Source organism: Mucilaginibacter gossypii, from assembly GCF_017569325.2.
Classification (GTDB): Bacteria; Bacteroidota; Bacteroidia; order Sphingobacteriales; family Sphingobacteriaceae; genus Mucilaginibacter; species Mucilaginibacter gossypii.
Genome location: NZ_CP071878.2, coordinates 5,634,527 through 5,660,433 on the forward strand (window position 1 = coordinate 5,634,527; position 25,907 = coordinate 5,660,433).

21 protein-coding genes, 1 tRNA gene, 1 pseudogene and 1 riboswitch are annotated in these 25,907 nt (G+C 43.1%); of the genes and pseudogenes, 16 read left to right on the forward strand and 7 right to left on the reverse strand.

Annotation, left to right across the window (positions count from 1 at the left end; all coding sequences use genetic code 11):
• Positions 1–62 precede the first annotated feature (62 nt).
• Together J3L18_RS23805 and J3L18_RS23810 are read right to left on the reverse strand one after the other, a co-directional pair.
• The gene (locus J3L18_RS23805) at positions 63–653 is read right to left on the reverse strand and encodes a hypothetical protein (RefSeq protein WP_129570402.1); all 591 of its coding nucleotides are present in this window, start codon (positions 651–653) and stop codon (positions 63–65) included.
• A 107-nt stretch (positions 654–760) separates the two neighbouring features.
• Positions 761–2,719 carry a P-loop NTPase gene (locus tag J3L18_RS23810; RefSeq protein ID WP_129570401.1) on the reverse strand — a complete coding sequence of 653 codons (1,959 nt, stop codon included), beginning with the start codon at positions 2,717–2,719 and terminating at the stop codon, positions 761–763.
• Between the two features lie 111 nt (positions 2,720–2,830).
• Between J3L18_RS23810 and J3L18_RS23815 the strand changes: the two genes are divergently transcribed.
• The 7 genes and pseudogenes from J3L18_RS23815 to J3L18_RS31125 form a co-directional block, all read left to right on the forward strand.
• Complete coding sequence (locus J3L18_RS23815) at positions 2,831–3,016, forward strand: hypothetical protein (RefSeq protein WP_129570400.1); 186 nt, start codon at positions 2,831–2,833, stop codon at positions 3,014–3,016.
• Positions 3,003–4,070: a hypothetical protein gene (locus J3L18_RS23820; RefSeq protein ID WP_129570399.1), complete on the forward strand. Its 1,068-nt coding sequence runs from the start codon at positions 3,003–3,005 to the stop codon at positions 4,068–4,070. The genes J3L18_RS23815 and J3L18_RS23820 overlap by 14 nt, the downstream gene beginning before the upstream one ends.
• Before the next feature lies 1 nt (position 4,071).
• Positions 4,072–4,785: a hypothetical protein gene (locus J3L18_RS23825; protein WP_129570398.1), complete on the forward strand. Its 714-nt coding sequence runs from the start codon at positions 4,072–4,074 to the stop codon at positions 4,783–4,785.
• A 123-nt stretch (positions 4,786–4,908) separates the two neighbouring features.
• On the forward strand, positions 4,909–6,330 hold the full coding sequence (locus J3L18_RS23830; RefSeq protein ID WP_129570397.1) for a type IV secretory system conjugative DNA transfer family protein: 1,422 nt from the start codon (positions 4,909–4,911) through the stop codon (positions 6,328–6,330).
• Positions 6,327–6,749, forward strand: a complete 423-nt coding sequence (locus tag J3L18_RS23835; RefSeq protein ID WP_129570396.1) for a hypothetical protein — start codon at positions 6,327–6,329, stop codon at positions 6,747–6,749. The genes J3L18_RS23830 and J3L18_RS23835 overlap by 4 nt, the downstream gene beginning before the upstream one ends.
• Positions 6,746–6,925: a hypothetical protein gene (locus tag J3L18_RS23840; protein WP_129570395.1), complete on the forward strand. Its 180-nt coding sequence runs from the start codon at positions 6,746–6,748 to the stop codon at positions 6,923–6,925. The genes J3L18_RS23835 and J3L18_RS23840 overlap by 4 nt, the downstream gene beginning before the upstream one ends.
• A gap of 57 nt (positions 6,926–6,982) precedes the next feature.
• Positions 6,983–7,801 (forward strand): annotated as a pseudogene (locus J3L18_RS31125) (recombinase family protein); the annotation flags it as partial.
• 60 nt (positions 7,802–7,861) lie between these two features.
• On the opposite strand, the gene J3L18_RS23845 reads toward J3L18_RS31125, so the two are convergent.
• Both J3L18_RS23845 and J3L18_RS23850 read right to left on the reverse strand, forming a co-directional pair.
• Positions 7,862–8,107: a hypothetical protein gene (locus J3L18_RS23845; protein WP_129570394.1), complete on the reverse strand. Its 246-nt coding sequence runs from the start codon at positions 8,105–8,107 to the stop codon at positions 7,862–7,864.
• A 442-nt stretch (positions 8,108–8,549) separates the two neighbouring features.
• A tRNA-Met gene (locus J3L18_RS23850) sits at positions 8,550–8,622 on the reverse strand.
• A 148-nt stretch (positions 8,623–8,770) separates the two neighbouring features.
• Between J3L18_RS23850 and era the strand changes: the two genes are divergently transcribed.
• The 4 genes from era (at position 8,771) to J3L18_RS23870 (ending at position 13,059) form a co-directional block, all read left to right on the forward strand.
• Positions 8,771–9,646 carry a GTPase Era gene (gene era / locus J3L18_RS23855; RefSeq protein WP_090533711.1) on the forward strand — a complete coding sequence of 292 codons (876 nt, stop codon included), beginning with the start codon at positions 8,771–8,773 and terminating at the stop codon, positions 9,644–9,646.
• 161 nt (positions 9,647–9,807) lie between these two features.
• A complete protein-coding gene (der, locus tag J3L18_RS23860) occupies positions 9,808–11,109 on the forward strand; it encodes a ribosome biogenesis GTPase Der (protein ID WP_091173447.1) in 1,302 nt (433 codons plus the stop codon).
• Between the two features lie 231 nt (positions 11,110–11,340).
• Positions 11,341–12,012 carry a hypothetical protein gene (locus J3L18_RS23865; RefSeq protein WP_091173445.1) on the forward strand — a complete coding sequence of 224 codons (672 nt, stop codon included), beginning with the start codon at positions 11,341–11,343 and terminating at the stop codon, positions 12,010–12,012.
• Between the two features lie 132 nt (positions 12,013–12,144).
• Positions 12,145–13,059, forward strand: coding sequence for an NAD(P)/FAD-dependent oxidoreductase (locus J3L18_RS23870; protein ID WP_091173442.1), 915 nt, complete (start codon positions 12,145–12,147; stop codon positions 13,057–13,059).
• 184 nt (positions 13,060–13,243) lie between these two features.
• Here J3L18_RS23870 and J3L18_RS23875 read toward each other — a convergent pair whose 3' ends face one another.
• Positions 13,244–14,830, reverse strand: coding sequence for a S41 family peptidase (locus J3L18_RS23875; RefSeq protein ID WP_129570393.1), 1,587 nt, complete (start codon positions 14,828–14,830; stop codon positions 13,244–13,246).
• Between the two features lie 108 nt (positions 14,831–14,938).
• Between J3L18_RS23875 and murQ the strand changes: the two genes are divergently transcribed.
• From murQ to J3L18_RS23900, 5 genes are all read left to right on the forward strand, one after another.
• A complete protein-coding gene (gene murQ, locus J3L18_RS23880; protein ID WP_129570392.1) occupies positions 14,939–15,748 on the forward strand; it encodes an N-acetylmuramic acid 6-phosphate etherase in 810 nt (269 codons plus the stop codon).
• A 102-nt stretch (positions 15,749–15,850) separates the two neighbouring features.
• Positions 15,851–16,417, forward strand: coding sequence for a hypothetical protein (locus tag J3L18_RS23885; RefSeq protein ID WP_129570391.1), 567 nt, complete (start codon positions 15,851–15,853; stop codon positions 16,415–16,417).
• A gap of 169 nt (positions 16,418–16,586) precedes the next feature.
• The gene (locus J3L18_RS23890; protein WP_129570390.1) at positions 16,587–17,318 is read left to right on the forward strand and encodes a Bax inhibitor-1/YccA family protein; all 732 of its coding nucleotides are present in this window, start codon (positions 16,587–16,589) and stop codon (positions 17,316–17,318) included.
• Between the two features lie 133 nt (positions 17,319–17,451).
• A riboswitch (SAM riboswitch) is annotated at positions 17,452–17,562 on the forward strand.
• Between the two features lie 204 nt (positions 17,563–17,766).
• Positions 17,767–21,471 carry a methionine synthase gene (metH, locus tag J3L18_RS23895; protein ID WP_129570389.1) on the forward strand — a complete coding sequence of 1,235 codons (3,705 nt, stop codon included), beginning with the start codon at positions 17,767–17,769 and terminating at the stop codon, positions 21,469–21,471.
• A gap of 227 nt (positions 21,472–21,698) precedes the next feature.
• Positions 21,699–22,655: a methylenetetrahydrofolate reductase gene (locus J3L18_RS23900; RefSeq protein ID WP_129570388.1), complete on the forward strand. Its 957-nt coding sequence runs from the start codon at positions 21,699–21,701 to the stop codon at positions 22,653–22,655.
• Positions 22,656–22,757: 102 nt separating this feature from the next.
• On the opposite strand, the gene J3L18_RS23905 is transcribed toward J3L18_RS23900, so the two are convergent.
• On the reverse strand, positions 22,758–24,584 hold the full coding sequence (locus J3L18_RS23905) for a hypothetical protein (RefSeq protein ID WP_129570387.1): 1,827 nt from the start codon (positions 24,582–24,584) through the stop codon (positions 22,758–22,760).
• A 286-nt stretch (positions 24,585–24,870) separates the two neighbouring features.
• Complete coding sequence (locus J3L18_RS23910; protein WP_129570386.1) at positions 24,871–25,812, reverse strand: CFI-box extended C-terminal domain-containing protein; 942 nt, start codon at positions 25,810–25,812, stop codon at positions 24,871–24,873.
• Positions 25,813–25,907: the final 95 nt, after the last annotated feature.

Here is a 25,907-nt window from a genome sequence, read left to right on the forward strand (position 1 = left end):
TTGGCTTTGCTCTAAAGTACGGGTATAAAAAAACCAATGCAAATGCATTGGTTGTGTTTGTGTTACTTTTTCAGGAACTGTTGCAATTCTTCCGGGAACTCTTCCATCGGCCAGCCTTTTTTCAATGTTTCGATAAGCAGATAGTATGCTTCTTTCCATGAACCTTTGAAGTTGTATAATTCTGGATAGGCTTCAGCATCTTGCAATGTTGGTAAATTAAATTTAGCAGATCCGTCATCTTTAAGGTGCACTTCAAAGCCCCCATGATTAATTGCAATATTCTCTAAATCCATGGCATACGATAGCGACGGAGAGAACATTGTAACGATTAAGGTATTCAAATTCAACAAAACCGCTTCTTTGTTATTTGTCCTTATACAAAGCGTCGAATTGTTATAACTCGGAATATTCTTAAATAGTACTTCCCATTGGTCGAGAATTGCATCAATTTTGTCTGTATCCCATAAAAGGATCGACAATGGCAAATCCAAAGCAACATTATCTGTAAGCAGGTTTTCGACGTTAGGCAGATTTGAAAGAAAGCTTGTTAAACTTTGAAGGTCTGTAGGAGTAAGTGCTTCTCCCATTAACAATTTAGAGTTAATTGCAATGAGTTGATCAATGTCTGTAATAAGTAATGATATTTGTTTCATGGTCATTTGGTGACCAGAAATTAAATACACTTACCCTCTGGTCACCAAATGACTATGTCGATTAGGAACAGATTTATTTAACATAATGTCAGACTTATAATATCTTGTCAAATAAAATCTACTTCCATAAAATTTTTCAAGTAGAACTTCTTTAATGCATCTTTACTATTTGATGCAACATATAGTTCTTTTAAAAGATCGGATTTACAACCCTTTTCAATTAAAAGGGATGCTATATAATTGGCGGTTCTACAGCCATCTTTTTCGTCATAAAGTTCTGCTGCAAAACGTATTAGTTGGTCTTGTTCGAATCCAGCAAGCTCGTTATTTAACAGATTTGTGATTAATTCTTCCATATATCGTTGAAATTTGAGTCCTTTAAAAGGCGGTTGCAATTTTGTATAAACAGCTCTTACCTCTTTTCGATTCATATACTCTTCTTTTTCTCTTAAATAAGCTTCCGTATCAAATTTTTTATAACTCCATTTGAATTCTTCTAATAGGACATTGCGTGCGTGCACAATAAGAAATTGTTCAGCGACGTCCTTCATACCAAAGTCTATAAACAACCCAGCTATTTCCAACATAAGCTTATCCTCAAAATACCAGTTTATATTTGGTGCAATACTCATAGCTTCGGCAATGCAGATATGTTGAAAATCAATAAAATACTTATGCTCATATGAAAAACCTTCGATTTTTTTAAATGAAAAATAATAAGCAAGTGTCTTGCAAATATCTTTCTGATTATTAAATGCCAATAATTCTTTCGATGGTAAATCGTTGTTATTGTAATAATCACTCAACGTTAATAATGCGCGCCACGTCAACAATGGCCGGAATTCGTTACAACGACTACTTACACAGGCCCAATAATAGAGTGTCTTTGCAAGGCCGGGAAATGAATAATAAATCCTTTGATAGTCATTTTGTACTACCGAATTAAACTGAGCCCAAAGATCCTGTGTATCAACTTCCAAGATATCACCTCTTTCCTCTACTTTTCTGATAACTATAAAAAGTATAATAAATATTGGAGATGTATCTAAACTTTTATTGTCCATCATAAGCTTTATAATTTCAAGCCATTGAGCAACATTGGTTTGCGTCGACGCACGGTGATCTATTTCAAGATAATTTTCCATTTTGGACAGTATATGCGACAATATATTCTTGTTTTCAGATAACTCTAATCCAAAAATATTTCTTCCGTACAGGTAATCAGACCACTCTGATTTAATACATGTGTCTGCGATCACGATGGCAACATTGGTATATCCTGTCAGGTTCCTAAACAATGTATTTATTGATTTTCTATCGCCACTTGTGACTTTCTCCCAATCATCAATTATGAGTAAAAATGGTTGATTGTTATTAGAAATATACCTGGAAAAATAACTATTAAATTTTTCCAGGTCTTCAACCCAAAACGTTTGAAAAATACTTTCATACTTAATGCAAATTAGCGCCAAACGTCTAAGTACTGTTGATTTACCAATGCCATGTGTTCCTACGACAGCAGCGCAAACCTTGCTTATTCGTTTACTTTTGATTGCAATCAATATTTCTTTTTCTAATTTTTTCAGAACAGGCCTATTAAAATCTAAATCCTTTGTAATACCTAACCATTGATTGCCTCCATCTATTCTGGATGAATAAAAATCTACAAATCTCATGGTTTTAGACAGTAATTCAATTTTGTTCTTAAAAACTTCATTAATAAGTTTCGCTCCTATCAGTAAAGTATTATTAATGTCGTTTGAACTTGACCTTTTCTTTTCTTGAGCTATTTTAAAATAATCATCTATTGTTTTTCGAATCGCCGATGTTAATTGAGTATTTGTTTGATTAACCAAGTTTTGATACGTGTGAAAACTAAGGGGCGTTTCTTTTTCAGGCTTTAAAAGATTTCGCATATCCTTATTAATCTCAACAAAATTGCCACCATGCGGGTACAGGGTTAGGTCCTTGGCTGTTATTTCACTATCAGTCGAATTGTTATAAGCAGAAATTAACCTATCCCGATAAATTTCAATGAGAGGAGTTTGTTTATTGTTGACATCCATTTAATCTCGATTCTTTAAAAACACAATTAATTCAACATTAAAACGACATTAGAACCGCACTAAGGTTCTCTTACTATTTTTCAAATTTTGATATAACAAAATATCAAGAAAATGAAAAAGTTACAACAGAAACATTTCTCGATTTCATCCCCAGCAGATAACGTTCACGTTATTGCTTTAGAAGATCGACAACTCAAGTTAGGTCAGCTATTGAAGGCCGTCTACACAGGTATTCACACCGAAGAAACACTTCAAATCATAAAACAAATCAAACCCAAGCAAAATGAAAATAATTGAAAAAACCATGCAACAAAGGCCGGAACTAACGGCCTTTGTTCAGGAACAACTGAAACAGTTCGACCAGCACAACCTCATTGATGCAGAAAATCATGGGGGAAGAAATATGCCTGCATTGTCAGAGCAGAATATCAAACCGTATCTCATCGGTAATCACCATAAAGCGCAGTCCATAATCGGACATGTAGCAACCGACTTACAACCCGCAATTTTGGTGTCCGAAGTGATTGAAAACGAAAAGATCACACAACGAAAACTGCAAACCTTGCTAAACAAGCTGGTTGCAGTAAAGGAAAAGGCAGTGCAATTAGAAAAGACAGTAAAAGCAACGCAGTTTGAGGTCGGTGGGTTTCATCTATACTTAATATGGCTCTGCGTATGTATACCACTATTAGGTGATAGTATGCTGAACCGACCAGCGTTTGAAATCTACGGGTACACCTTCATTGAATCATTGGGCATAAGCATATTGCTTGCAGCAGCACTTGCAGTGCTTGCTCATTGTTTCAGTCGAATTGTGGCATTGGGAAAATCAGTTTGGCATAAAAGAGCAATTGCAATAACAGTTTTCCTATTAGTAACAGCTTTATTTTATTATTTGGCTGATACGCGTATCTCGTACCTCTCCATTGAAACCGATGCGGCAAACACCCATCTCACCGCTTTTCCCATTGCAGCAATGTCAGTATTGTTATTCGGAGTCGCAATAGGAATAAAGAATTTCTTTTATCCCACAAGAGAGCAACGCACAGCAATGCGTGGATATCAAGCTTCAAAACAACTGCACGATGAGAACAGAGCCGAACAGCAACGCATTGAACAGGAAATAGAGATGCTGAAACAACAACAGGAGGAATTACGGCAGGTGAACACTTCTCTGTATGTATATGGCAGCCAATTAGAGGAGATGATTATCGCTCACGCGCATGCCGGATTCGCCGCCTGGCAAAAGGTCAACGCGATGCACAGAACGGACAACGGCAGGCCGACGTGCTTTAACGAACAATATCCTTTTGTATTCCAACGAAACTTCAAACCTATACACCTCTCTTGATATGAAAGCGATTTCATTATATATAACAGTCACATTGAGCATAGTGCTCATTGGCTGTAAAAAACCATCAAATCGCTATGATACGGCAATGACCGTCATGATTGACGAAACGGATCAACTCCCTGTCTATCCTACTTCCCAAACGTTGCTTGCGCCCTTTAAGCTTGCAGACAATCCATGGCAGCAGGGCTTGCAGATAACATTGGTTGGCATCACCGACAAGGACGTCAATACCGCCAAAGTCGTGTCCCTGCCAAAGGAAGACCGGCTCACCGGCAACATCACCGTCAGGCGGGCAAAGGTGCAACGCTTCGTCACCGACGTGCAGGCCAATCTTTCCCAGTTTGACAGCACCAGAAACTATCCGCACTCCATTATTTTCAGAGCAATCGAGCATCAGGCAACGATATTGGCGAAACGTTCATCGAGACATCGGTATCTTTTAGTTTACAGCAATTTGCGCGAAAACAGCGAGGTGAACTTTTACAACCCGCAGACCCTCGCAGTATTGCAACAGCATCCAGACCTGATAAAAAAGCAATTCGAGACAAATTCCCCCCTGCCGTCACTCAAAGGCATCCAAATTTGGTTCTTGTTCGCACCGAAATCATATCGAGAAAATAATCTGTATATCCCGATTGCCCGATTTTACGAGCAGGTCTACAAAGCGCACGATGCTGATGTCCATATTGAAACTCAATTTTCTTTACCATGAAAGTGATAGTTCAACTCTTAAAATTTCTCTGCTACAGCGTAATCGTTGTAGTAGAGTACATCCTCATGATGCTGTTAGACATCGTTAAACATATGAAAAAGGCATTTCAATAAATCTATTACTATGACAGAAATCATATCAATCCTCTTAGAATGTATTCAATTTATGTTCTCGTTAATCGCTGATATTTTCAGTGTCATTATTGACGCATTTGCTAAGCAAAAAGGATTTAACGCGGAGTTCGGTAGCGAGCGGTCTATTTCGTCTCGGTTTAATAAGGGTTTTGTCATCTCTAAAAACAGACGCTTATCTCGAAAAGCATCCTTTTCAAACCTTCTATTGGTCGGCCCCACAGGGTCAGGCAAAACGTCAAGGATTTTGTTAAAAAATTTGTATTCTCTAAAGCAATCCAGCATCATTTTAAATGATCCTTCTGGGGAGTTATTTTTACTTTCAAGTGGCTATTTAAGCCGATATTTCAAGATACTTACCATCAACTTTTCTGACAGCTCAGCCAGCACCGGAGGGTTCAATATTCTCTCCCGCATTAGGAAACCAAATGATGTCAATAAGATTGCACATCTCTTAGTTGCAACAAGCTTAGATAAAGGCAATTCTGATCCATTCTGGTCGATCAGTACGAAAAGTTTATTGTCCATACTAATACGTGTTACACTCTTCCAGCCAGAACAATACCGGAATATGGCCAATGTATTACAGTTGTTGCACATTCTTGCTGCATATCCGGAAAAGATAGATGTTCTAATCGCTAACGCCCAAGACGAAAAGCTAATACTCGATTACAAGTCATTTATTAGTACTCCAGAACGCACCTTACAAAACATTATTGCTTCGGCTAAAGCAGCACTACAATTGTTTGACGATCCGGAGATTGCCAAAACGACCGCCCACGACAGCATCAGCTTTGACGAATTACGGGCAACACCGACGATTATTTTCCTCCATAACAGCGTCGGCGACCAAAAGTATGTAAGCATTCTCAGCAGTATCTTTTTTGAGCAATTCTATAATCATATTTTACAGCGACTTCCTTTGAAGCGGGAATTAAGCATACAAGTAATTTTAGAAGAGGCGTCTTCAATGTATATCCCGCTACTTGCGTTAGCGACGGCGAATTGTAGAAAGGCCAGAGTTGGGAATATCATAGCCGTACAGACCAAAGGCCAGCTTAAAACATTTTACAAGGATGATGCGGAGAATATTGCCGCTAACTGCCTTACCAAATTATATCTTCCTGGTTTAACTGCTATGGACGAATTGCGAGAAATCGAAGCATTGGGAGGTAAAGCAATGTATACAGATGAGAAAGGGATTGAACGAGTAAAAGCGCTTGTTACCGCCGACGAAATACGCCTGCTACACGAAAATCGCTCGATTATCATTTCCGGCAATAAGCCGCTCATCAAAGGAAGAACATCGCCGTATTACCGTTCATTAATCTACGGCAGGTATGCAAAAATACCGCCCGTTTCTTTAGAAGGGGGCATTCCCGATACACCTGTACCGCTCATTGAACTGAAATGAAAACGCGAAGTGCCCTCTTGTATCAGTATTTGCTTTCTGCCGGCGTCATCGGCAAGTCGGAAGAAGATATTGCCCGTGCAAAGGCGCAATACAGAAGGCTATACAAAAAGGCTTGGAAAGCGAAACATCGACCTCGCAAAGAACTTCGTATCGAAGTCACCTTGAAGCAATTGGCAGACATCAAAGTGAAAGCCGCTTCCGCCAACATGCGGCACACCACGTTTGCAAGGTCGATACTACTGCTTTCGTTAAACGAGCCGCTGCCGCTCTTTCATCGCGATACCTTACTACAGGTATTGCAGTATATCAGCATGGCAAGCATCCAAATCACCCGCAGTAATCCCAACAGGATACAGATTTTACGGTTAGTGCAACAGGCAGAAGCAGCATTACTACAATACCTCGATCAGCTGCCATGAAAAAGCATCTGCACATAGATTACTTGCGCCAAGATGATCTGACCATCGAAGAGGTCAAGGCATGTGCCGTGTTTGAACATCTGACAGATGAACAGGCCAAAGAAGTCATTGCAACACTCAAAACATTTACAAAAATTGTTTACGATTATTTCAAAAAAGAAAACAAAAGCCATTGAAAACCAAGTGCTTTTTCGTATCTTACTGTCACAATAAACGACGGAATACCTATAATTATGAGCGAGTTAGCAATCTTTCAGCAGTTCGGAAAAGGCTCCCAATTGCATGCGGTACAAGGCTCCCAGTGTGTTATTTATACAAGGGTGAGCACGCCAGACCAAACCGAGAATCTTAGCCTTGAAACGCAGCGTAAATCATGTGTCGAATACGCCAAGAAACACAATTACACAATTGTGGAAAGTTTCGGGGGCACGCATGAATCGGCCGCCAACGACGAGCGCAAAGAGTTTACCCGGATGCTTGATTTTGTAAAGAAATCAAGGAAGCGCATCTCTCATATAATAGTATATAGCCTCGACAGGTTCAGCCGTAACGAACATGCTATTTGGCTAAGTGCACAACTTCGTAAACTCAACATCGAAGTAATCAGCGTCACCCAACCGATGGATACAACAAATCCAGCAGGGCAAATGCATCAAAGGCTCGTCATGGTGTTTAATCAATTTGAAAACGAACTAAGAAAGCAAAAGTGTACAGCCGGCATGAAAGAGATGTTATTACGTGGCGACTGGCCAACGAAACCACCTCTTGGGTATGACAGTATACAAAAAAATGGCGCGCGAACGATCGTTATAAACGCAACAGGAAAGCTATTGCGTCACGCCTTCATATGGAAGCATGAAGAAGACTTATCGCACGATGCCATACGCGCCCGGCTCGCACAAAAAGGAGTGGTGCTATGCCGTCAGCGCATCACTGCCGTGCTGCGCAATCCCTTCTATTGCGGCCTACTCTCTCATAATATGTTGGATGGTGCAATTGTACAAGGCAACCACGAACCATTGATATCGCGTGAACTGTTCCTCAAAGTTAACGGTGTTATGGATACGCATACCCATGGCTACAGCATACAGGAAGAGAACGAACATATTCCATTAAAGCGGTTCTTGTTGTGCGAGAAATGCAGCAAGCCGTTGCGCGGGTATATCGTGAAGAAGAAGGGTATACATTACTATAAATGCTGCACCATCGGCTGCGGTACCAACCGCAACGCGCAGGTACTCAACGACCGCTTTGCGGAAGCATTGGAAGCGTTCAAGCTTGACCACGACCCCGAATTGCTTCACCTTATCAAACAGCAAACTGCAGCCACGTTCAACCAATACATGCAGGGCTATCAAGACGAAGCTATGATACTTATGCAAAAGCAGCAGGAACTGAACAAAAAAATAGAACGGTTGGAAGAGCGGTTTATTGAAGAAGAACTGACCGCAGACCTCTATAATAAATACATGGCAAAGTATAACGAAGAACTAAACGACATAGAAACAGCGATAGCAAAGGCTTCCCAAGTGTCGAACCTACAGGAGTGTGTCAACCTTGCGGTCGATTTCGCCGTTAACATACCTAAAAAGTGGGTTTTGGCCGATTATTTCACCAAGCAACGGATACAAAATCTGCTCTTCCCCTCGGGTATCCTCTACAACAAAGAAACGGATGGGTGTCGAACCGAGCGCGTGAATTCAGTGTTTTTATATCTCGCTCATTGCAAGCAGATTGTGCTAAAAAAACAAAAGGACATAGTAGGTTTTACTATGCCCTTGTTCGATTTGAATCGTTCCGTAGCGGGAGCAGGACTCGAACCTACGACCTTCGGGTTATGAGCCCGACGAGCTACCAACTGCTCCATCCCGCACTGTATTGTGCTATATATTTGAGATCCGGCCATAACCCCGGAAAGGTGCTTCCAATTATCAAAATGCAAATTTGCACTCCGTTTTAATTGGACTGCAAAGATATAATTCGTTTCTTTGCAGTCCAAATATATTTTTAATTATTTTTTTATGGCTCATCAGGCAGGTTTTGTAAGTATAATAGGTAAACCCAACGCAGGGAAATCAACCCTTATGAACGCGCTGGTGGGCGAAAAAATGTCCATCATCACCCCTAAAGCGCAGACTACACGCCACCGCATTTTGGGTATTGTGAATGACGAAAACTACCAGATCGTGTTTTCGGACACCCCTGGTGTTATCAAACCGCACTACGCCCTGCACGAAAGCATGATGCACCAGGTTGACGGTTCTATTGTTGATGCCGACCTTATTTTGCTGGTTACAGACATTTATGAAGAATATGACGAAGCAGACGTTCTTAAAAAACTGGAACGTTCATCAGCGCCTCTTGCCGTACTCATCAACAAAATTGACCAAAGCGATGAAGAAACCGTAAAAAAGAAGGTCGAATTTTGGCAGGAGAAATTAAACCCTAAAGCCATCTTCGCGATATCGGCATTGCATGGGCACAACATTAAGGCCATTATGGATTTCGTGATCGAAAACCTGCCGGAGCATGCCGCTTATTACGAAAAAGATGCGCTAACCGACCGTAACGACCGCTTTTTCGCTTCAGAAATGATCCGCGAACAGGTGTTTAAACAATACAAAAAAGAAATTCCGTACAGCACCGAGGTTATTGTAACCGCCTTTATTGAGGGCGAAAAGCTTTACCGTATCAGCGCAGAAATTATTGTTGAGCGCGAATCGCAAAAGAACATCATCATAGGCAAAGGCGGCGAAATGTTAAAAATTACCGGCACCTATGCCCGCCGCGCCATGGAAGACTTTTTTCAGCAAAAAGTTTTCCTGGAGATGTTTGTAAAAGTGATCCCCGACTGGCGTACCAAAAAGAATTACCTCAAACAATTCGGGTACGAATAGAAAGAACAGAACCAAGACTTTTAGAATCAAGATGCAGGATAATCCAACATCTTGATCTATCATTAATAAAAATTAAAAATTTCGTAGAAGCATTTGTTAAGTTAGATAGATTTGTATTCCTGAATCTTGATTTCTTGCATCCTGACTCTTAATAAAAAAGCATGAGTAACATAGTAGCCATTGTGGGCAGGCCCAACGTAGGCAAATCAACATTATATAACCGTTTAACCGAAAGTCGCAAGGCCATTGTTGATGACTTTAGCGGTGTCACGCGCGACAGGCATTACGGCGTTGCCGAGTGGCTTAACCACAATTTTACCGTTATTGATACAGGCGGCTATGTAGCCAATTCAGACGATGTTTTTGAAACCGCCATCCGTGAGCAGGTTGACATTGCCATTGAAGAAGCTTCGGTAATCCTTTTTGTTGTTGATGTTACAACCGGCATCACAGATTTGGATGATGAGATTGCCAACCGCCTGCGCAAAAGCAATAAACCTGTTTTTGTGGTAGTAAACAAGCTGGACAATAACAACCAGGTTGCCGATGCTATGGTGTTTTACAGCTTCGGCCTTGGCGAAATCTACAGCATTTCATCAATGACCGGCTCAGGTACCGGCGAATTGCTCGACGAAGTGGTAAAACACTTTGAAGACGAAGTACTGGAAGAAAACACCCGCCCTAAATATGCTATTGTCGGTCGCCCCAACGTGGGTAAATCATCTATCATTAACGCACTTATCGGTAAAGACCGTAACATAGTTACCCCTATTGCCGGTACCACCCGCGACTCTATCCATATCCATTATAACCAGTATGGTCATGATTTTATGCTGATAGATACAGCCGGGATGCGTAAAAAAACCAAGGTTAAGGAAAACATTGAGTTTTACTCGGTAATGCGTACCATCAAAGCACTGGAAGAAGCCGATGTAATTATCCTGATGATTGATGCGGTTGAAGGCTTTGAATCGCAGGACATCAATATCTTTCACCTGGCCGAAAAGAACAAAAAAGGCGTAGTAATTGTGGTGAATAAATGGGATTTGATTGAGAAGAACAGCAAAACCATCAAGGTTTTTGAAGAGCAGATCCGCGATAAGATAGCCCCCTTTACCGATGTGCCTATTGTATTTACCTCAGTTACCGAAAAGCAAAGGGTATTAAAGGTGATCGATGTAGCCAACCAGGTTTACCAGAACCGCGCCCGTAAGATCCCTACTTCAAAACTAAACGAGGTAATGCTGCCAATTATCGAAAACTACCCGCCACCATCAATTAAAGGTAAATACGTTAAAATAAAATACATTACCCAAATTGCCGGCACTTCGCCAATGTTTGCGTTTTTCTGCAATTTGCCGCAATATGTAAAGGAGCCTTACTATCGGTTTATCGAAAATAAACTAAGGGAAAACTTTGATTTTTCGGGCGCGCCGGTGCAGGTATGGTTCAGGCAGAAATAAGAACCTTGATTTTTAGGATTTGAGGATTACCTTGAATTTGATCTATCAAATCCAGACTTTCAAAGGTTCACCACCGCGTCATTGCGAGGAACGAAGCAATCCCCTATTCGAAGGTACGCCCTGCATAGTCCGCGATTGCTTCGTCCCTCGCAATGACGTTTTTTACCCCCTGGTTGTTACGTTTCCATCTCCCTCTCCGTAATACTGCTAAACCTCAATACTTTACACTTCATGAAAAAGTTTTACTGTTTAGTACTAATAGTACTGGCCGCTTTTACTGCATGCAAAAAAGGCGAGCTATCATCTACCGGCGGAGAAGATAATGGCTGCATCAGTCGCGTTAAACGTGATTATAGCGACAGCAATAGAGTTGAACTGGCAACAGCTATTACGCTCCTGCAAAAAAATAATATCCCGGTTAACGGCCTGGTAATATATAGAGTTATTTTAAACGATAGCATAAGCAATAATGGTCCGCTTAATATCTACCAGCATGTTATAGCCTATGAAGAAAGCAAAGGTTTACCCATCTTTAATTCGGGAATAGGCTATCATTTTAGGAACGAGGTTTTTTCAACTACCATTGGCCGGCGCTATGGCACACTTAGCCTAAATACTACAGCAACGGCTCCGCTGCTCCAAATACGTAAAATTTTTATTGATGCTTTTAAAAAAGATGGCTATACCATTGATAACCGCGTTAATGAATCATCATGCCTTAATGCGGAGTTCGGGTATTACAACCTAACGCCGGATACGCCTGATCAGCCTCATTTTGCCAAAGTATGGAAGGTTACTTTTATGAATTACGATTATCCGGTGGCCTACATTCAGGATGATAACCGAAAACTATTATCCTATTTCAACGGATTATTAACACTGAACAAAACCAATAAAAAATAAAATACCGGCGCAATTGGCATTTCTTTAGCCAGCCGGCCATTCTACTTTGTCAGTTTAAAAACACAAAATGCAACATGGTTGCATTTTGTGTTTTTGTCATTTACCTTTATCCATAATTAACCGCAATATCATATGAAGGATTTTGATGTGATCATTATCGGCGGCAGCAGCGCCGGTTTATCTGCAGGCATGGCTTTGGGCCGTGCCATGCGTAAAGTATTAATTATTGATAGTGGCATGCCCTGCAACCGCCAAACGCCACACTCACACAACTTTTTTACCCGCGATGGTCAAACCCCGCACGAGATTTTGACTATTGCCCGTGAACAAACTTTAAAATACCCAACTATCACGCTGCTCCATAGCGAGGCCACTCAATGTACACCAATAACTAAGGGCTTTGAGGTTAGTACAATATCCGGTGAAACATTCAGCGCAAAGAAAATTATCCTTGCTGCCGGTATTAAAGATCAAATGCCTGACATTCCCGGCTTTGCCGAATGCTGGGGAATATCGATTATTCATTGCCCCTATTGCCATGGTTATGAATACGGCTATCAGCCTACAGGCATATTTGCTAATGGCGAAATGGCTTTTGAGCTGGCTAAACTTATTTCAAACTGGACCAAAGATCTCATCCTGTTCACTAACGGAAAATCAACTTTAAACGAAGGTCAGCAATCCATTATCAGTCATAATAATATACAAATTATTGAGGGGGAAATAGCAGCGTTTGATCATCATGACGGCCAGATAACTACCATCCATTTGCAAAACGGCTCCGAAATAAAACTTAAAGCATTATATGCGAGGCTCCCATTTGTGCAACACAGTGATATTGCATTACAATTAGGCTGCTCATTTACCGATCAGGGCCACATCCAGGTTGATGCACAGCAAAAAACAACGGTACCCGGCGTTTACGCCGCCGGCGACAGCGCTTCGGGCATTCGCTCCATAGCCAATGCGGTTAATAGCGGCACAATGGCAGGTGTTATGGCAAATTTGGAATTGATTAATGAGATTTTCCTGGCGGAAAAGAATTAGGATACGTAGAGCGTAAAAACTACTGTCATTTCGACGAACAAGCGCGGGGATCGCGCTACGCCAGTGAGGAGAAATCTTATACGCAGGCACAGCCATACAAGCATAATGTATAAGATTTCTCTTTCGCCCCGGCGCTCATGCCCCTCACGGACTCACTCGAAATGACATCTTTTGTTTAGCCTCCTTACTGCTCCAAGCCTTTTTTAAAGGTCACATCATCGGTGTTGATCACTTTAAAGTAGGCGTTATCACCCCATTTAAAGCGGGCCGCCTGGGCTTTGAGGATCGTTTTAATAGGCTCCCTTGAGATCTGTACTTCGTGCGAATCCATTTCTTTAATGGTTTGCGAGGCATACAGTATAAATTTATCTACCTCGTCATTACTAACAGCATATTGAGTTAAAAACTCAGCTTCAGTCGGATATTTTTTAAGTAATTGCTGCTGGCGGTCAACAACGTAAGCGGTAAATAATTGCTGCTGGCTCAGGTCCTGGATAAGAGGGGTGAATTTGCTGGTATCCGCCGGTACAAAAACATCGGGCATAATGCCTCCGCCGCTAAAAACTTTACGCCCGCTTGAAGTATGGAATGATGGGGTACCTTTAAAAACACTATCATTAAGGTTGCTTTGTTCTGAAAAAAGTTCGCCTTTTTGCATACGCTGGGCAAGTTCATTGCGATAACTGTCAACCCCGTTTTTGTATGATTTCTGGATAGAGCGGCCCGAAGGGGTATAGTACCTGGCCACTGTTAAATTCACTGCTGAACCATCGTCAAAAGCAAACTGCTGCTGTACCAAACCTTTACCAAATGATCGCCGACCAACAATAGTAGCCCTGTCAAGGTCCTGCAGGGCCCCTGCTAAAATCTCACTGGCCGAGGCCGAATATTCATCAATAAGCACGGTAAGTTTCCCTTTCTGAAACATGCCCGAATCGGTGGCAAAATAATCTGTCCGGGGCTCGTGAATACCTTTGGTATAAACTATCAGCTTTCCATCAGTTAAAAACTCATCGGCTAATGAAGTAGCGGCGTTAAGATAGCCACCACCATTGCCTCTCAGGTCGAGTAGCAATTTATTCATACCGTCAACTTTTAGCGCCGTTAACGCCTTTCTGAAATCGAGGTCGGTAGTGGCCGAAAACTTACTGATCTTGATATAGCCGGTGTTAGCATCGGCCATATAGGCGGCATCAACGCTGCTTAGGTCAACATGTCCCCGTTTAACCGTAAGTATTTTTAAATCTTTGCTCAGCGGAGGCACAACACTCAGTTTTATTTCTGCATCCTTTTCACCCCTGAAAACACCATTTATCCGGGAGGCTGTTAGCTTGCTCCCCGAAAATTTTTTATCGTCAACATTGATCACCTTACTGCCCACCAGTAAGCCTGCTTTTTCGGCCGGACCGCCGGCATAAACCTGCGTAATGATCAGCGTATCACGCAGTAACTGGTATTCGATACCAATACCGTTAAAACCACCGTCTAACCGTTCATTAATGGATTGCGCCTGCTGCTGCGGTAAATAAAGCGAATGCGGATCAAGGTTTTGAAGCAGGTTATTTACCGATACACCTTCAATACTATCGATATTAACGCTGTCAACATAGTTGCGGTCAACCAGTTGCAGCACCTTTGCTATTTTACTATTACTCACAAAGGAGAAGCCAAGGTTACGCGCGGCAAAATCCTTGTTAAGCACCTGGCCTATCATCACCCCTACCAGCAGCAGGATTATTGTCCGGAAAATTACACCCGCGGTCCTCTTCATAACTTATTACACACAAAGTTAATAATTGCAGGGTCAATAATTTTTACCCACGCCCTTGCATTTGATGATTTTTACCGAATTTTGTTATAAATTATTTGAAAATAGGCTATGGAAACCACCACCGAAAGGGAATCGCACTATAAAAACCTCGAAAAACAGACCGTAAGGGAAATTTTAGAAAACATTAATAACGAGGATAAAACGGTTCCGCTGGCTGTGGAAAAGGCATTGCCACAGATAGAAGCCCTGGCAACTATCACCGCAGAAAGGATGAAAAACGGCGGACGTTTATTTTACATAGGCGCCGGCACCAGTGGCCGTTTAGGCGTGGTTGATGCATCGGAATGCCCGCCAACATTCGGCGTTCCGTTTGATATGGTGGTGGGCTTAATAGCAGGCGGCGATGGTGCGATCCGCAAAGCTGTTGAATTTGCAGAAGACGATGCTGTACAGGCCTGGAAAGATTTAGAGGCCTTTGACATTAATGATAAAGACGTAGTTGTTGGCATAGCCGCTTCGGGCACTACACCGTATGTGATCGGTGGCTTAAAAACAGCCAATGAGCATAATTTAGTTACCGGCTGTATTGTTTGTAACAGCGGCAGCCCGGTAGCGGCTGTGGCACAGTACCCTGTTGAAGTAGTAACAGGCCCTGAGTTTTTAACCGGGTCGACCCGTATGAAGGCCGGTACCGCACAAAAATTAGTTTTAAATATGCTGAGCACAAGTGTCATGATCCAGCTTGGCCGTGTAAAAGGGAACAGGATGGTTGATATGCAATTGAGCAACCACAAATTGGTGAACAGGGGCACCCGCATGGTAATGGACGAAACCGGGCTGAACGAAGAAGAAGCAGCCGGGTTACTGAAACAATACGGCAGCGTACGAAGCGCTGTTGATCATTATTTAAAAAAATAAACTGAATTTGAAGATGTGTTGATTTGGAAATTTGAAGATGCTTGTATTCGATAAATTCTCAAATTCAAAAAATTCGGGTTCAGACAATTTGAAATCAAAAACATGCACGATATTGAACCATATTACCGCTGGAGAGACGATTACATAGCATCAGAAGATGAGTTTTCGCCTTTCTATGCGACAGAATACAGCGAATTTGAATTTGACAAGCAGGTATACAATTACCTGCTGCACCCGCAATGGGACTCATTCGGCTCCAATACCCTTTATTTAAAAGTGCTTTTTGCCGATTATGATAAAGGCTACACAATTATTGAGCTGATAGGTGAATGGAATGATGCCATCAATAACGACATTATGATGCTGAAGCGTGAGCTGCTCGACCTGATGATAGATAATGGCATCACTCATTTTATCCTGATCGGCGAAAACGTACTCAACTTTCATTCAAGCGATGATTGCTATTACGAAGAGTGGTTCCAGGATGTAGAGGACGGCTGGATAGCAGGCATCAACTTCCGCGAACACGTGATAGACGAATTTAAACACAGCAATATCGACTATTACATCAATTTTGGCGGCGAACTCGATAGCATTGGCTGGCGTACCCTGAAACCCATACAGGTTTTCAAAAAGGTTGAAGAGCAGTTGATGAGGAGATTGAATTAGGGGTACAGAGTCAGGAAGAACAGAAATCAAGACTACAAGAGTCAAGAAACAAGAATCAAGAAACAAGACATTTCGGAAAACTTTCCTGTTTCTTGACTCTTGCAGTCTTGCTTCTTCATGTTGCATTCACCTTTTATTTATATATTCGTATTATAATTTTTAACACAAAATGGAATTTAAAGAATCTAAATACAACTTCGATAATGTAATCGAAGTTAGGGATCAATCAGAAGTTGCTTCACGCAGGTTTATGGCCGGCGTTTTCAGCTGGATGTTCGTTGCACTTGGCGTATCAGCAATAACAGTTTATCTATTTTTAAATATGGGCCTGATCAGTCTGATCGTTGCACCAACAGGCGGCCTTACAGGTTTTGGCTATTTTGCGCTGTTTTCGCCACTGGCGTTTTCATTGGTAATGCAATTTGGCTATAACCGAATCTCTTATCCGATATTGGTGCTGCTTTTCGTAGCTTATGCAACGCTTATTGGCATCAGCTTAAGTTTGATATTTCTGATCTACACATCTGCATCAATATTGGGTGTTTTCATTACCGCATCAGTAACTTTCGGTATTATGGGCATTGCCGGTTATACTACCCAGATGGATTTAACAAAGTTTGGTTCAATCATGTACATTCTGTTCATTGGGATTTTTGTAGCTTCATTAGCTAACTTCTTTATGCACAGCGAACAAATGAGTTACATCATCAGCTACATAGGCATAGCTGTATTTACTGGTTTAACTGCCTACTATATGCAAATGTTAAAACGCATTGGAGCAGGTATTGAATACGGTGATGCAAGCTCGAAAAAACTGGCCCTGATGGGTGCACTAACATTGTACATCACACTGATCAACCTGTTTTTTATGATCCTCCGTTTATTCGGCAGAAGAAGATAATCTCATTAAGAAATTCAATCAGAAAGCTGCCTCCGCAAAAGGCGGCTTTTTTTGTTTAACAATGTGGCTTAGCTATGATATTTAGCGTACGTTATACACTTGCAAATGATAACTTTATTGCGCAACTTTGCAGTGCTTATGGAGAAAGACGGAGGGATTAGACCCTGCGATGTCTTAGCAACCTGTGCTTCACAAGGTGCTACATTCTACTCAGCAGCCAAACGGCCCCTGAGACAGATAAGCGAAAGTCATAACAATACCCGACTTTTCGAGATAAGCTGTATTTAGATTTGAGATATTAGACGTGAGATTTGAGATAGCATCTGCTTTTTCAAGTTGCCTGTTTAGTGTCTTTTTATCAGATATATGGGATTAAAGATTTGAGGATCTGGCAAAGACTTTTTGCCAAGGTCTCACATCTCATATCTCATATCTCACATCTCAAAAAATGGACATTAGAAAAGAATTACAGAAACGCATCCTGGTGATTGACGGAGCAATGGGTACCATGATTCAAAGGTACCAGCTTACCGAGAAGGATTTTCGTGGCGAGCGTTTTCGCGATCATCATAGCGACCTGCAGGGCAATAACGACCTGCTCAATATCACGCGCCCTGATATTATCAAAGCCATCCATGCCGAATACCTGGATGCCGGTGCGGATATCATTGAAACTAACACTTTCAGCACACAGGTAATTTCCCTTGCCGATTATCACCTGGAAGAACTGGCTTATGAACTAAGCTACGAGGGTGCACGCATTGCCCGTGAGGTAGCCGACGAATATACCCGTCGCAACCCTGCAAAGCCGCGCTTTGTTGCCGGTGCCATCGGCCCAACCAACCGTACTGCTTCCTTATCGCCTGATGTTAACGACCCCGGATATCGCGCCGTTACTTTTGATGACCTGGCCGAGGCCTACTATGACCAGGTACGCGGTTTGGTTGACGGAGGATCGCACCTGTTGTTGGTTGAAACCATATTTGACACCCTGAATGCCAAAGCTGCTTTGTTCGCTATAAAACGTTATGAGCAGGAATGTAAAGCAGCCGGTAAAGATTTCCCTGCTTTCAGGGATTCGGGCGGTATCATGATCTCAGGAACCATTACCGATGCTTCAGGCCGGACCCTTTCAGGGCAAACTGTCGAAGCTTTCTGGAACTCGATAAGCCATGCCAACCTGCTATCGGTAGGCCTAAACTGCGCTTTGGGTGCGCGGGAAATGCGTCCGCACCTGGCCGAGCTTTCTGAAAAAGCAGGCGTGTTTATATCGGCCTATCCCAATGCAGGTCTGCCTAATGAGTTTGGTCAATACGACGAAACTCCGCATGAAACCGCTCACCAGGTTGACGATTTTATCAAAGCCGGCCTGGTTAATATAGTTGGTGGGTGCTGCGGTACCACGCCCGAGCATATTAAATGTATTGCCGATAAGGCTGCCAAATATCCGCCCCGCCCCATTCCGGAAATTGAGCCGGACATGCGCCTGAGCGGTTTGGAATCCGTTACCATAAAACCCGAAAGCATTTTTGTTAATGTGGGTGAGCGTACCAATATCACCGGTTCACCAAAGTTTTCCAAATTGATCCTCGCCGAAGATTATGAGGCAGCTCTAAGTGTTGCTCTGCAACAGGTAGAAGGCGGCGCGCAGGTCATCGATATTAACATGGATGAGGGCATGATTGATTCGGAGGCTGTGATGGTAAAATTCCTGAACCTGGTTGCTTCTGAACCGGATATAGCCAAACTGCCTATTATGATCGACTCATCCAAATGGACGGTGATTGAGGCTGGTTTAAAATGCGTACAGGGAAAAGGTATCGTGAACTCTATCTCCCTTAAAGAGGGCGAAGAAAAATTTAAGGAACAGGCCCGGAAAATCTTAAGCTATGGTGCTGCCACCGTTGTAATGGCCTTTGACGAAACCGGTCAGGCCGATTCACTGGAGCGCCGGATCGAGATCTGTAAACGGTCATACGATATACTGGTGAACGAAGTAGGATTCCCGCCGCAGGATATTATTTTCGACCCAAACATCTTAACAGTTGCTACCGGCCTGGAAGAACATAATAATTACGCGGTTGATTTTATTGAAGCTACCCGCTGGATCAAGCAAAACCTGCCGCACGCTAAAGTGAGCGGCGGTGTGAGTAATATTTCATTCTCGTTCAGGGGTAATAATACCGTGCGCGAGGCTATGCACTCGGCTTTCCTGTACCATGCTATTAAAGCGGGTATGGATATGGGTATTGTAAATGCCGGGATGCTGGAGGTTTACGAGGAAATTCCGAAAAACCTTTTGGAGCTTGTAGAAGATGTACTCCTTAACCGCCGCCCGGATGCTACCGAGCGCCTGGTTGAGTTTGCCGACACCATCAAAAGTAAAGGCAAAGAAGTAGTACGCGACGAAGAATGGCGCAAAGGCACCGTTCAGGAGCGCCTCTCCCACTCGCTGGTAAAAGGCATTGTTGAATACCTTGACGACGATGTGGAGGAAGCCCGCCAGGCCTACAGCAAACCCCTTGAGGTTATTGAAGGTCCGTTGATGGACGGTATGAATATCGTAGGCGACTTGTTTGGTGCCGGTAAAATGTTTTTACCACAAGTGGTAAAATCAGCCCGTGTAATGAAAAAGGCTGTGGCTTACCTGCTGCCTTTTATTGAGGAAGAAAAAAAGAACAACGTAAATGCCGATCAGCGCGCCAACGCCGGTAAGGTGTTAATGGCCACCGTAAAAGGCGACGTACATGATATCGGCAAAAATATAGTTGGCGTAGTGCTGGCTTGTAACAACTTTGAGGTGATTGACCTTGGTGTGATGGTGCCCGCGCAACGCATTATTGAAGAGGCTAAAAAGCAAAACGTTGATATCATTGGGTTAAGTGGTTTAATCACCCCATCGCTTGATGAAATGGTACATTTTGCCAAGGAAATGGAACGCGAAGGTTTTACCATTCCGCTAATCATTGGTGGTGCTACAACGTCGCGCATTCACGCTGCCGTAAAAGTGGCGCCGCAATACTCAGGGGCTGCCATTCACGTTTTGGATGCTTCGCGCAGCGTTACCGTTTGCAGCAATCTAATGAGCAAGGACAACCGGGATGCCTATATCCAGGGCATTAAGGATGAATATGCCAAAGCCCGCGAGGCACATGCCAACAAAAAATCGGACAAGCGTTTTGTAACTATCGAAGAAGCCCGTGCCGGTAAATTCCAGATTAGCCTGGATGGCGATGTGGCGCCGAAACCCGCGTTTACAGGCACCAAAGTATTTGAGAATTTCCCGCTGGAAGAGTTGCTGCCTTATATCGACTGGACGCCATTTTTCCATACCTGGGAACTTCGCGGCAGCTATCCGAAGATCTTTGACGATAAGTTTGTAGGCGTTGAAGCCAAAAAACTATTTGATGATGCGCAGGTATTGATGAAACGTATTGTTGACCAGAAACTGTTCACCGCGAAAGGTGTAATTGGCTTCTGGCCGGCCAATGCCGTAGGTGATGATATTGAATTATATACCGATGAAAGTCGCACAACAGTTTTAAACCGCATCCATACCTTACGCCAGCAGGCCGAAAAGGTGAAGAATGATCCGTATTATGCCTTGTCAGATTTTATCGCACCAAAAGAAAGCGGTGTGCCTGATTATTTCGGCGGCTTTGCGGTAACAACCGGTTTAGGTTGTGATGAATTGGTTGCTGAGTTTGAGGCCGACCATGACGACTATAACAGCATTATGGCCAAAGCCCTTGCCGACCGCCTTGCCGAAGCCTTCGCCGAAAAAATGCACGAACTGGTACGTAAGGAATACTGGGGCTATGCCAAAGGCGAACAGCTAAGCAATGCCGACCTGATCAAGGAAGAGTACCAGGGCATCCGTCCGGCACCGGGTTATCCGGCCTGTCCGGACCATACCGAAAAAACCACCTTGTTTGAATTACTAAAAGCAGAAGACAACGCAAACATGCACCTAACCGAAAGCCTGGCCATGCTGCCGGCCGCATCGGTAAGCGGTTTCTACTTCGCACATCCGCAGGCAAGATATTTTGGCTTGGGTAAAATCAGTAAGGATCAGGTTGAGGATTATGCTATCCGTAAACAAATGCCATTGGAGGATGTGGAAAGATGGTTAGGGCCGAATATTAATTATTAGCCCCCCGGCCCCCTAAAGGGGGAGTAAGGGAAGAAACGACAAAGCGAGGGCTTGTGCGATTCCCCTCTTGAGAGGGGTGGAGGGGTGTATTAACGGAGCGAAAAATAAACGCCACATAATACACCCCGCCAACACACAATTCCACCGCGCCCCCTCTCAAGAGGGGAACTTAAATTGTAATTATAAAACTTAAATAAAAAAATTCCCCCTTGGGGGTTAGGGGTCAAATGAAAATACCTGAACATATAGCAAACGCCAATGGCAAAACACTCTTTTCTTTTGAACTGATCCCGCCTTTAAAGGGGCAAAGTATCCAGGGCATCTATAATGCTATTGATCCGCTGATGGAGTTTAAACCTCCGTTTATTGATGTTACTACCCTGCGCGAGGATTTTATTTACAAGCAGCATCCAAGCGGTTTGCTCGAGAAACTATCGTACCGCAAACGCCCGGGCACTATTGCCATCTGCGCGGCTATCATGAACAGGTATAAGGTTGATACCGTGCCCCACCTGCTTTGTGGCGGCTTTACCAAAGACGAAACTGAAAATGCCCTTATCGAGCTGGAATTTTTAGGCATCGAAAACGTGCTGGTTTTACGCGGCGACGCTCGCCTCGGGGATTCATCATTTGTACCTACACCTAACGGTCATTGTTATGCTACCGATCTGCTGCAACAGGTGGTAAACCTTAACAACGGTATTTATTTGCATGAGGACCATGGTAATACAGCCAAAACAAACTTTTGTATTGGCGTAGCCGGTTATCCCGAAAAACATTTTGAAGCCCCGAACCTTAAAACCGACTTTAAATACCTGAAGCAAAAGGTAGAAATGGGTGCACAGTTCATTGTAACCCAGATGTTTTTTGATATTGGTAAATACAAGGAGTTTGTAAACGGCTGCCGGGCCAATGGCATCAATGTGCCTATTATTCCGGGGCTGAAACCGATCACATCATCAAAACAATTGGTTACGCTGTCAAAGACATTCCATATTGATATTCCGGAAGATCTGAGCGATGCTATCCACGCCTGTGCCACCGAAAAGGATGTAAAAGAGGTAGGCATTGAATGGATGATTAAACAGTGTAAAGAACTGATTGCTTTTGGCGCACCGGTACTGCATTTTTATACCATGAGTAACGCCGGGCCTACTAAAAGGATTGCGGAGGCGATATTTTAAGAGCTTTTCACAATGTTTATTGTGGGCTAACCATTCCCAGATTTAATAAAATGAGAGGGCGCCGACATGCAACGGCACCCTCTTCCCCCGTTCACATGCAGGTTACTTGCAAAAGATAACCTGGTTCGTTTTTCCCCAGTCGTTAATTTCGCCGGTGGTTAATTTGCGATAGGTTGTCAGGGTTAGGCTATAGGCGCATGAGGGCCATGCGCTAAAAGGTGGAGTTAAAACAAATGGTGACGGCGAGGCCATGTCAAATTTCTTAGCATCTCCGCGCGGAGTTGTGCCACTGGGCAAACCGCTGACCGTACCCGTAGCGTTTGACCATACACCCAGCGACCAGCTGGCAATCAGTTCATGATCAACTGTGTAATCGGCATGGGCGGTTCCGCTTACCGGAGTGCAGCCGCTGCCTCCGCCAGCAAAAAGCTCCTCCAGCTTCAGCAGGTTCACTTCGTTCCAGTTATTCACATAGATTTTGCCGATAAGCGATTGGGTATTCAGGTTTGGCGAGCCTGGATTAGCCGGATCATCAGTAGTTTGAAATTGGATGTATAACATTCTGCCGTTTTTCTGATCTGCCACAGGCACAGCTAAACCAGGCGTTAACCCGGCGCTGGCATCGCCGCCGCCGATAATGGTAGTTGTGTTTAAGTAAAACAACGAGCCATAAAAGCCATTATCAAGCGCGGGTTGGTCAACCCGTACCCAGCCGTTAACATCCGGGTGCAGCACATGATCCGGGATCGGGTTAGGATAATTATCTGCCGGAACGCTATCGGGCACGGAAGCAGGTTGATTGATATCGATCACTACATCCTGAAAGGCGGTTGTACCATTCCAGGTGATTTGCCGGGTGGCAACTTTTAAGGCTGTAGTTTCCATCTGGGCGGTAGTTACCGGGTTGAAGTTCACATTATCTGTCGAGAATAAAAAGCGGTAAAAAAGCGGGCTGGCCGGCGCGGTGGGCACCTTTTTGGTGGCATAGCCCCCCAGCTTAACCGAACCAAAGAAACCGAAGCCGGTGCCACCCGCTCCAAATTTGCTGATGAGGGTTTTGCCTCCTGCGTCAATATCCGAGGTAATGCTGAAATAGCCTACCGAAGTAAACCAGGGCACTTCGCCACCACCCTTGGTACAAAGTTTTACACAAAAGCAGTTATTGGCATTGTGCCTGTCGTTCTGCCGGCCACGGGTACGGTCTTCATTTAACAATACCGTTCCTGATGAGCTCTCGATCCTGAAATAATAGTCAGGCCCGGCGGGCCATTCTACGTTAAGCCAGGGCAGCAGCGTTTTCCTGAAATTATCACCGGGATAAACAATGGTAAATTTTCCGTTATTATCAGTAAAAGCGTTACCAAGGGCATCATCCTGCAGCCAGTCTACATCGTAGGCAAACACTCTAACCCCGCCAATAGGTGCTTTGGTTTCACAATCGGTAACATAACCGCAAACCACCCAAATATCAAGCAGCGTAAGGATACGGCAAAACCATTTGGAATCTATTTTATAATCAAATCTTGCATATTGAGCATTTTCCCGGGTGCTTTTATACAAGGGTTGCAGTGTGGTAATGTGGAATTGCGATACCGGGCCTTTTTTAGGCAGGGGAATTTTGAAAGGTACGTTGCCGCAATACCAGTCTACATCAATGCTGCCGCCTTCATAGCCTGATTTACCTCCGTCAATTTCGATAGTAAAATCACCATTTTCCTGCACATCGGCCTGGGTAATGAACAGCCGTTCCTTGGCTTTCAGTTCATCATCATTTACCTGGTGAAAGGTTTGTTTGGGATCGGCTACAGCAAGCCGGGTTTCATTTTGCTGATCGGACGGGCGATAAACTTTTACCGATGTACCCGCAACGGGCAGTTCGCAGTCTGAACATAATAAACCGCGCAGGTTCCCTTTAATAATGTAGTTCATAAGTTTTTGATTAGTATTTGTACCGGCTTACTCTTTAAACTGGATTTTCAGCATACTCCACCGCAAGCAGGCTGATGCCCAGCTCATTTGCTGTGTCAAAGTTTGGGTAAAACGGGTGCGTAATCAATGTTGCCAGTACGCTATTATAGCCTGTAGTGGTACGCTATATTAAAACGTATCATCAACATGAACCAAACGTAGAATTACGTTTTAATGAAATTCCGTATAAACAAAAGAAAGCGCCTTTCCGGGCAGGAAAGACGCTTTGCAATCACATTTTAGGTTGTTATTGATACAGATATGTTTCGGCGAGGTGCTGCATAGCTTCCTGGAACAGGACGAAAGCAGTTTCCTCATCATTTTGGTTTATCGCGTTAAGCGATGTAGCAATATATTTATCGTACAGGCCTTTAAATATCGCCTCTTGGTTTGGTGTTTTGTCAATAGCTTCCAGCAGCGATGCAGAAATGGTGTAATATTTCTCAACTTCCACACCACTAAACTTATCGGTTAATATTTTGTCGCGGAACGCGCGAAGTGTATTTAACTGGCCTTCGGCTTCTGTGCCTAACATAGCAGTTGTAATACGGGTAAGAGCGCATGGATCATTTGATGTGGTGACGGCGGGACAACCAGCAGTGCCCGGGCAAGGCACGGCCTGCTCCACATACATTCTCATACCATCTGATGGCTGAATAATAAGCTTATAAGGTAGATTTTCTTCCGCCAGGTGCCCGAAATGATAAATAAAATCATCACAAGCGGTGTTCTTTAAAAATTCGGACAACCGTACCCTACCCATGAATGATCCGCGATTAATCTGGGTATACACCGTAGCCGGATCAAGCTTCTTAAAATTCAATACGTGGTTAAACAACACCTGCCATGTTCTTTCTAATGAAATAACTTCACCAGTGTTAGTCATAAAACCGTGTTGATTAATTATGGAGTTAGGTAAACTGGCAGTTACTGTGTAATTACAAGGGATCAGCACCAACATCCTTGATGATGGATCATTGGCATCTTCAAGGCCGTTCATAAACTTGATACCAGATATGTTTTCAGCGTTCAAAACTGTTTCAACAGCTGTACGGCTAAGCATTACCGACTTAACTTCTGTAGGGAATTTTTGCTGAAAATTTTCGGTTAACTCTTGATAAAAGCTTTCGCTGATGAACTCGCCTACCTGATCAGGACTGATCTGTGTAATTAGCATTTCTTGTTTCATAAAATTTGGTTTTAGGTTTTTGTGATATTATTATCAAAAGCAATTTAATAAACAATATCCATATTTAGATATTATATTAAAACTTTTTTGCATCC

What these genes read in the sequence shown, in the direction of transcription:
- J3L18_RS23805 (WP_129570402.1), bottom strand. Translation starts at nt 653, where the DNA reads ATGAAACAAATATCATTACTTATTACAGACATTGATCAACTCATTGCA.
- J3L18_RS23810 (WP_129570401.1), bottom strand. Translation starts at nt 2,719, where the DNA reads ATGGATGTCAACAATAAACAAACTCCTCTCATTGAAATTTATCGGGAT.
- J3L18_RS23815 (WP_129570400.1), top strand. Translation starts at nt 2,831, where the DNA reads ATGAAAAAGTTACAACAGAAACATTTCTCGATTTCATCCCCAGCAGAT.
- J3L18_RS23820 (WP_129570399.1), top strand. Translation starts at nt 3,003, where the DNA reads ATGAAAATAATTGAAAAAACCATGCAACAAAGGCCGGAACTAACGGCC.
- J3L18_RS23825 (WP_129570398.1), top strand. Translation starts at nt 4,072, where the DNA reads ATGAAAGCGATTTCATTATATATAACAGTCACATTGAGCATAGTGCTC.
- J3L18_RS23830 (WP_129570397.1), top strand. Translation starts at nt 4,909, where the DNA reads ATGACAGAAATCATATCAATCCTCTTAGAATGTATTCAATTTATGTTC.
- J3L18_RS23835 (WP_129570396.1), top strand. Translation starts at nt 6,327, where the DNA reads ATGAAAACGCGAAGTGCCCTCTTGTATCAGTATTTGCTTTCTGCCGGC.
- J3L18_RS23840 (WP_129570395.1), top strand. Translation starts at nt 6,746, where the DNA reads ATGAAAAAGCATCTGCACATAGATTACTTGCGCCAAGATGATCTGACC.
- era (WP_090533711.1), top strand. Translation starts at nt 8,771, where the DNA reads ATGGCTCATCAGGCAGGTTTTGTAAGTATAATAGGTAAACCCAACGCA.
- der (WP_091173447.1), top strand. Translation starts at nt 9,808, where the DNA reads ATGAGTAACATAGTAGCCATTGTGGGCAGGCCCAACGTAGGCAAATCA.
- J3L18_RS23865 (WP_091173445.1), top strand. Translation starts at nt 11,341, where the DNA reads ATGAAAAAGTTTTACTGTTTAGTACTAATAGTACTGGCCGCTTTTACT.
- J3L18_RS23870 (WP_091173442.1), top strand. Translation starts at nt 12,145, where the DNA reads ATGAAGGATTTTGATGTGATCATTATCGGCGGCAGCAGCGCCGGTTTA.
- J3L18_RS23875 (WP_129570393.1), bottom strand. Translation starts at nt 14,830, where the DNA reads ATGAAGAGGACCGCGGGTGTAATTTTCCGGACAATAATCCTGCTGCTG.
- murQ (WP_129570392.1), top strand. Translation starts at nt 14,939, where the DNA reads ATGGAAACCACCACCGAAAGGGAATCGCACTATAAAAACCTCGAAAAA.
- J3L18_RS23885 (WP_129570391.1), top strand. Translation starts at nt 15,851, where the DNA reads ATGCACGATATTGAACCATATTACCGCTGGAGAGACGATTACATAGCA.
- J3L18_RS23890 (WP_129570390.1), top strand. Translation starts at nt 16,587, where the DNA reads ATGGAATTTAAAGAATCTAAATACAACTTCGATAATGTAATCGAAGTT.
- metH (WP_129570389.1), top strand. Translation starts at nt 17,767, where the DNA reads ATGGACATTAGAAAAGAATTACAGAAACGCATCCTGGTGATTGACGGA.
- J3L18_RS23900 (WP_129570388.1), top strand. Translation starts at nt 21,699, where the DNA reads ATGAAAATACCTGAACATATAGCAAACGCCAATGGCAAAACACTCTTT.
- J3L18_RS23905 (WP_129570387.1), bottom strand. Translation starts at nt 24,584, where the DNA reads ATGAACTACATTATTAAAGGGAACCTGCGCGGTTTATTATGTTCAGAC.
- J3L18_RS23910 (WP_129570386.1), bottom strand. Translation starts at nt 25,812, where the DNA reads ATGAAACAAGAAATGCTAATTACACAGATCAGTCCTGATCAGGTAGGC.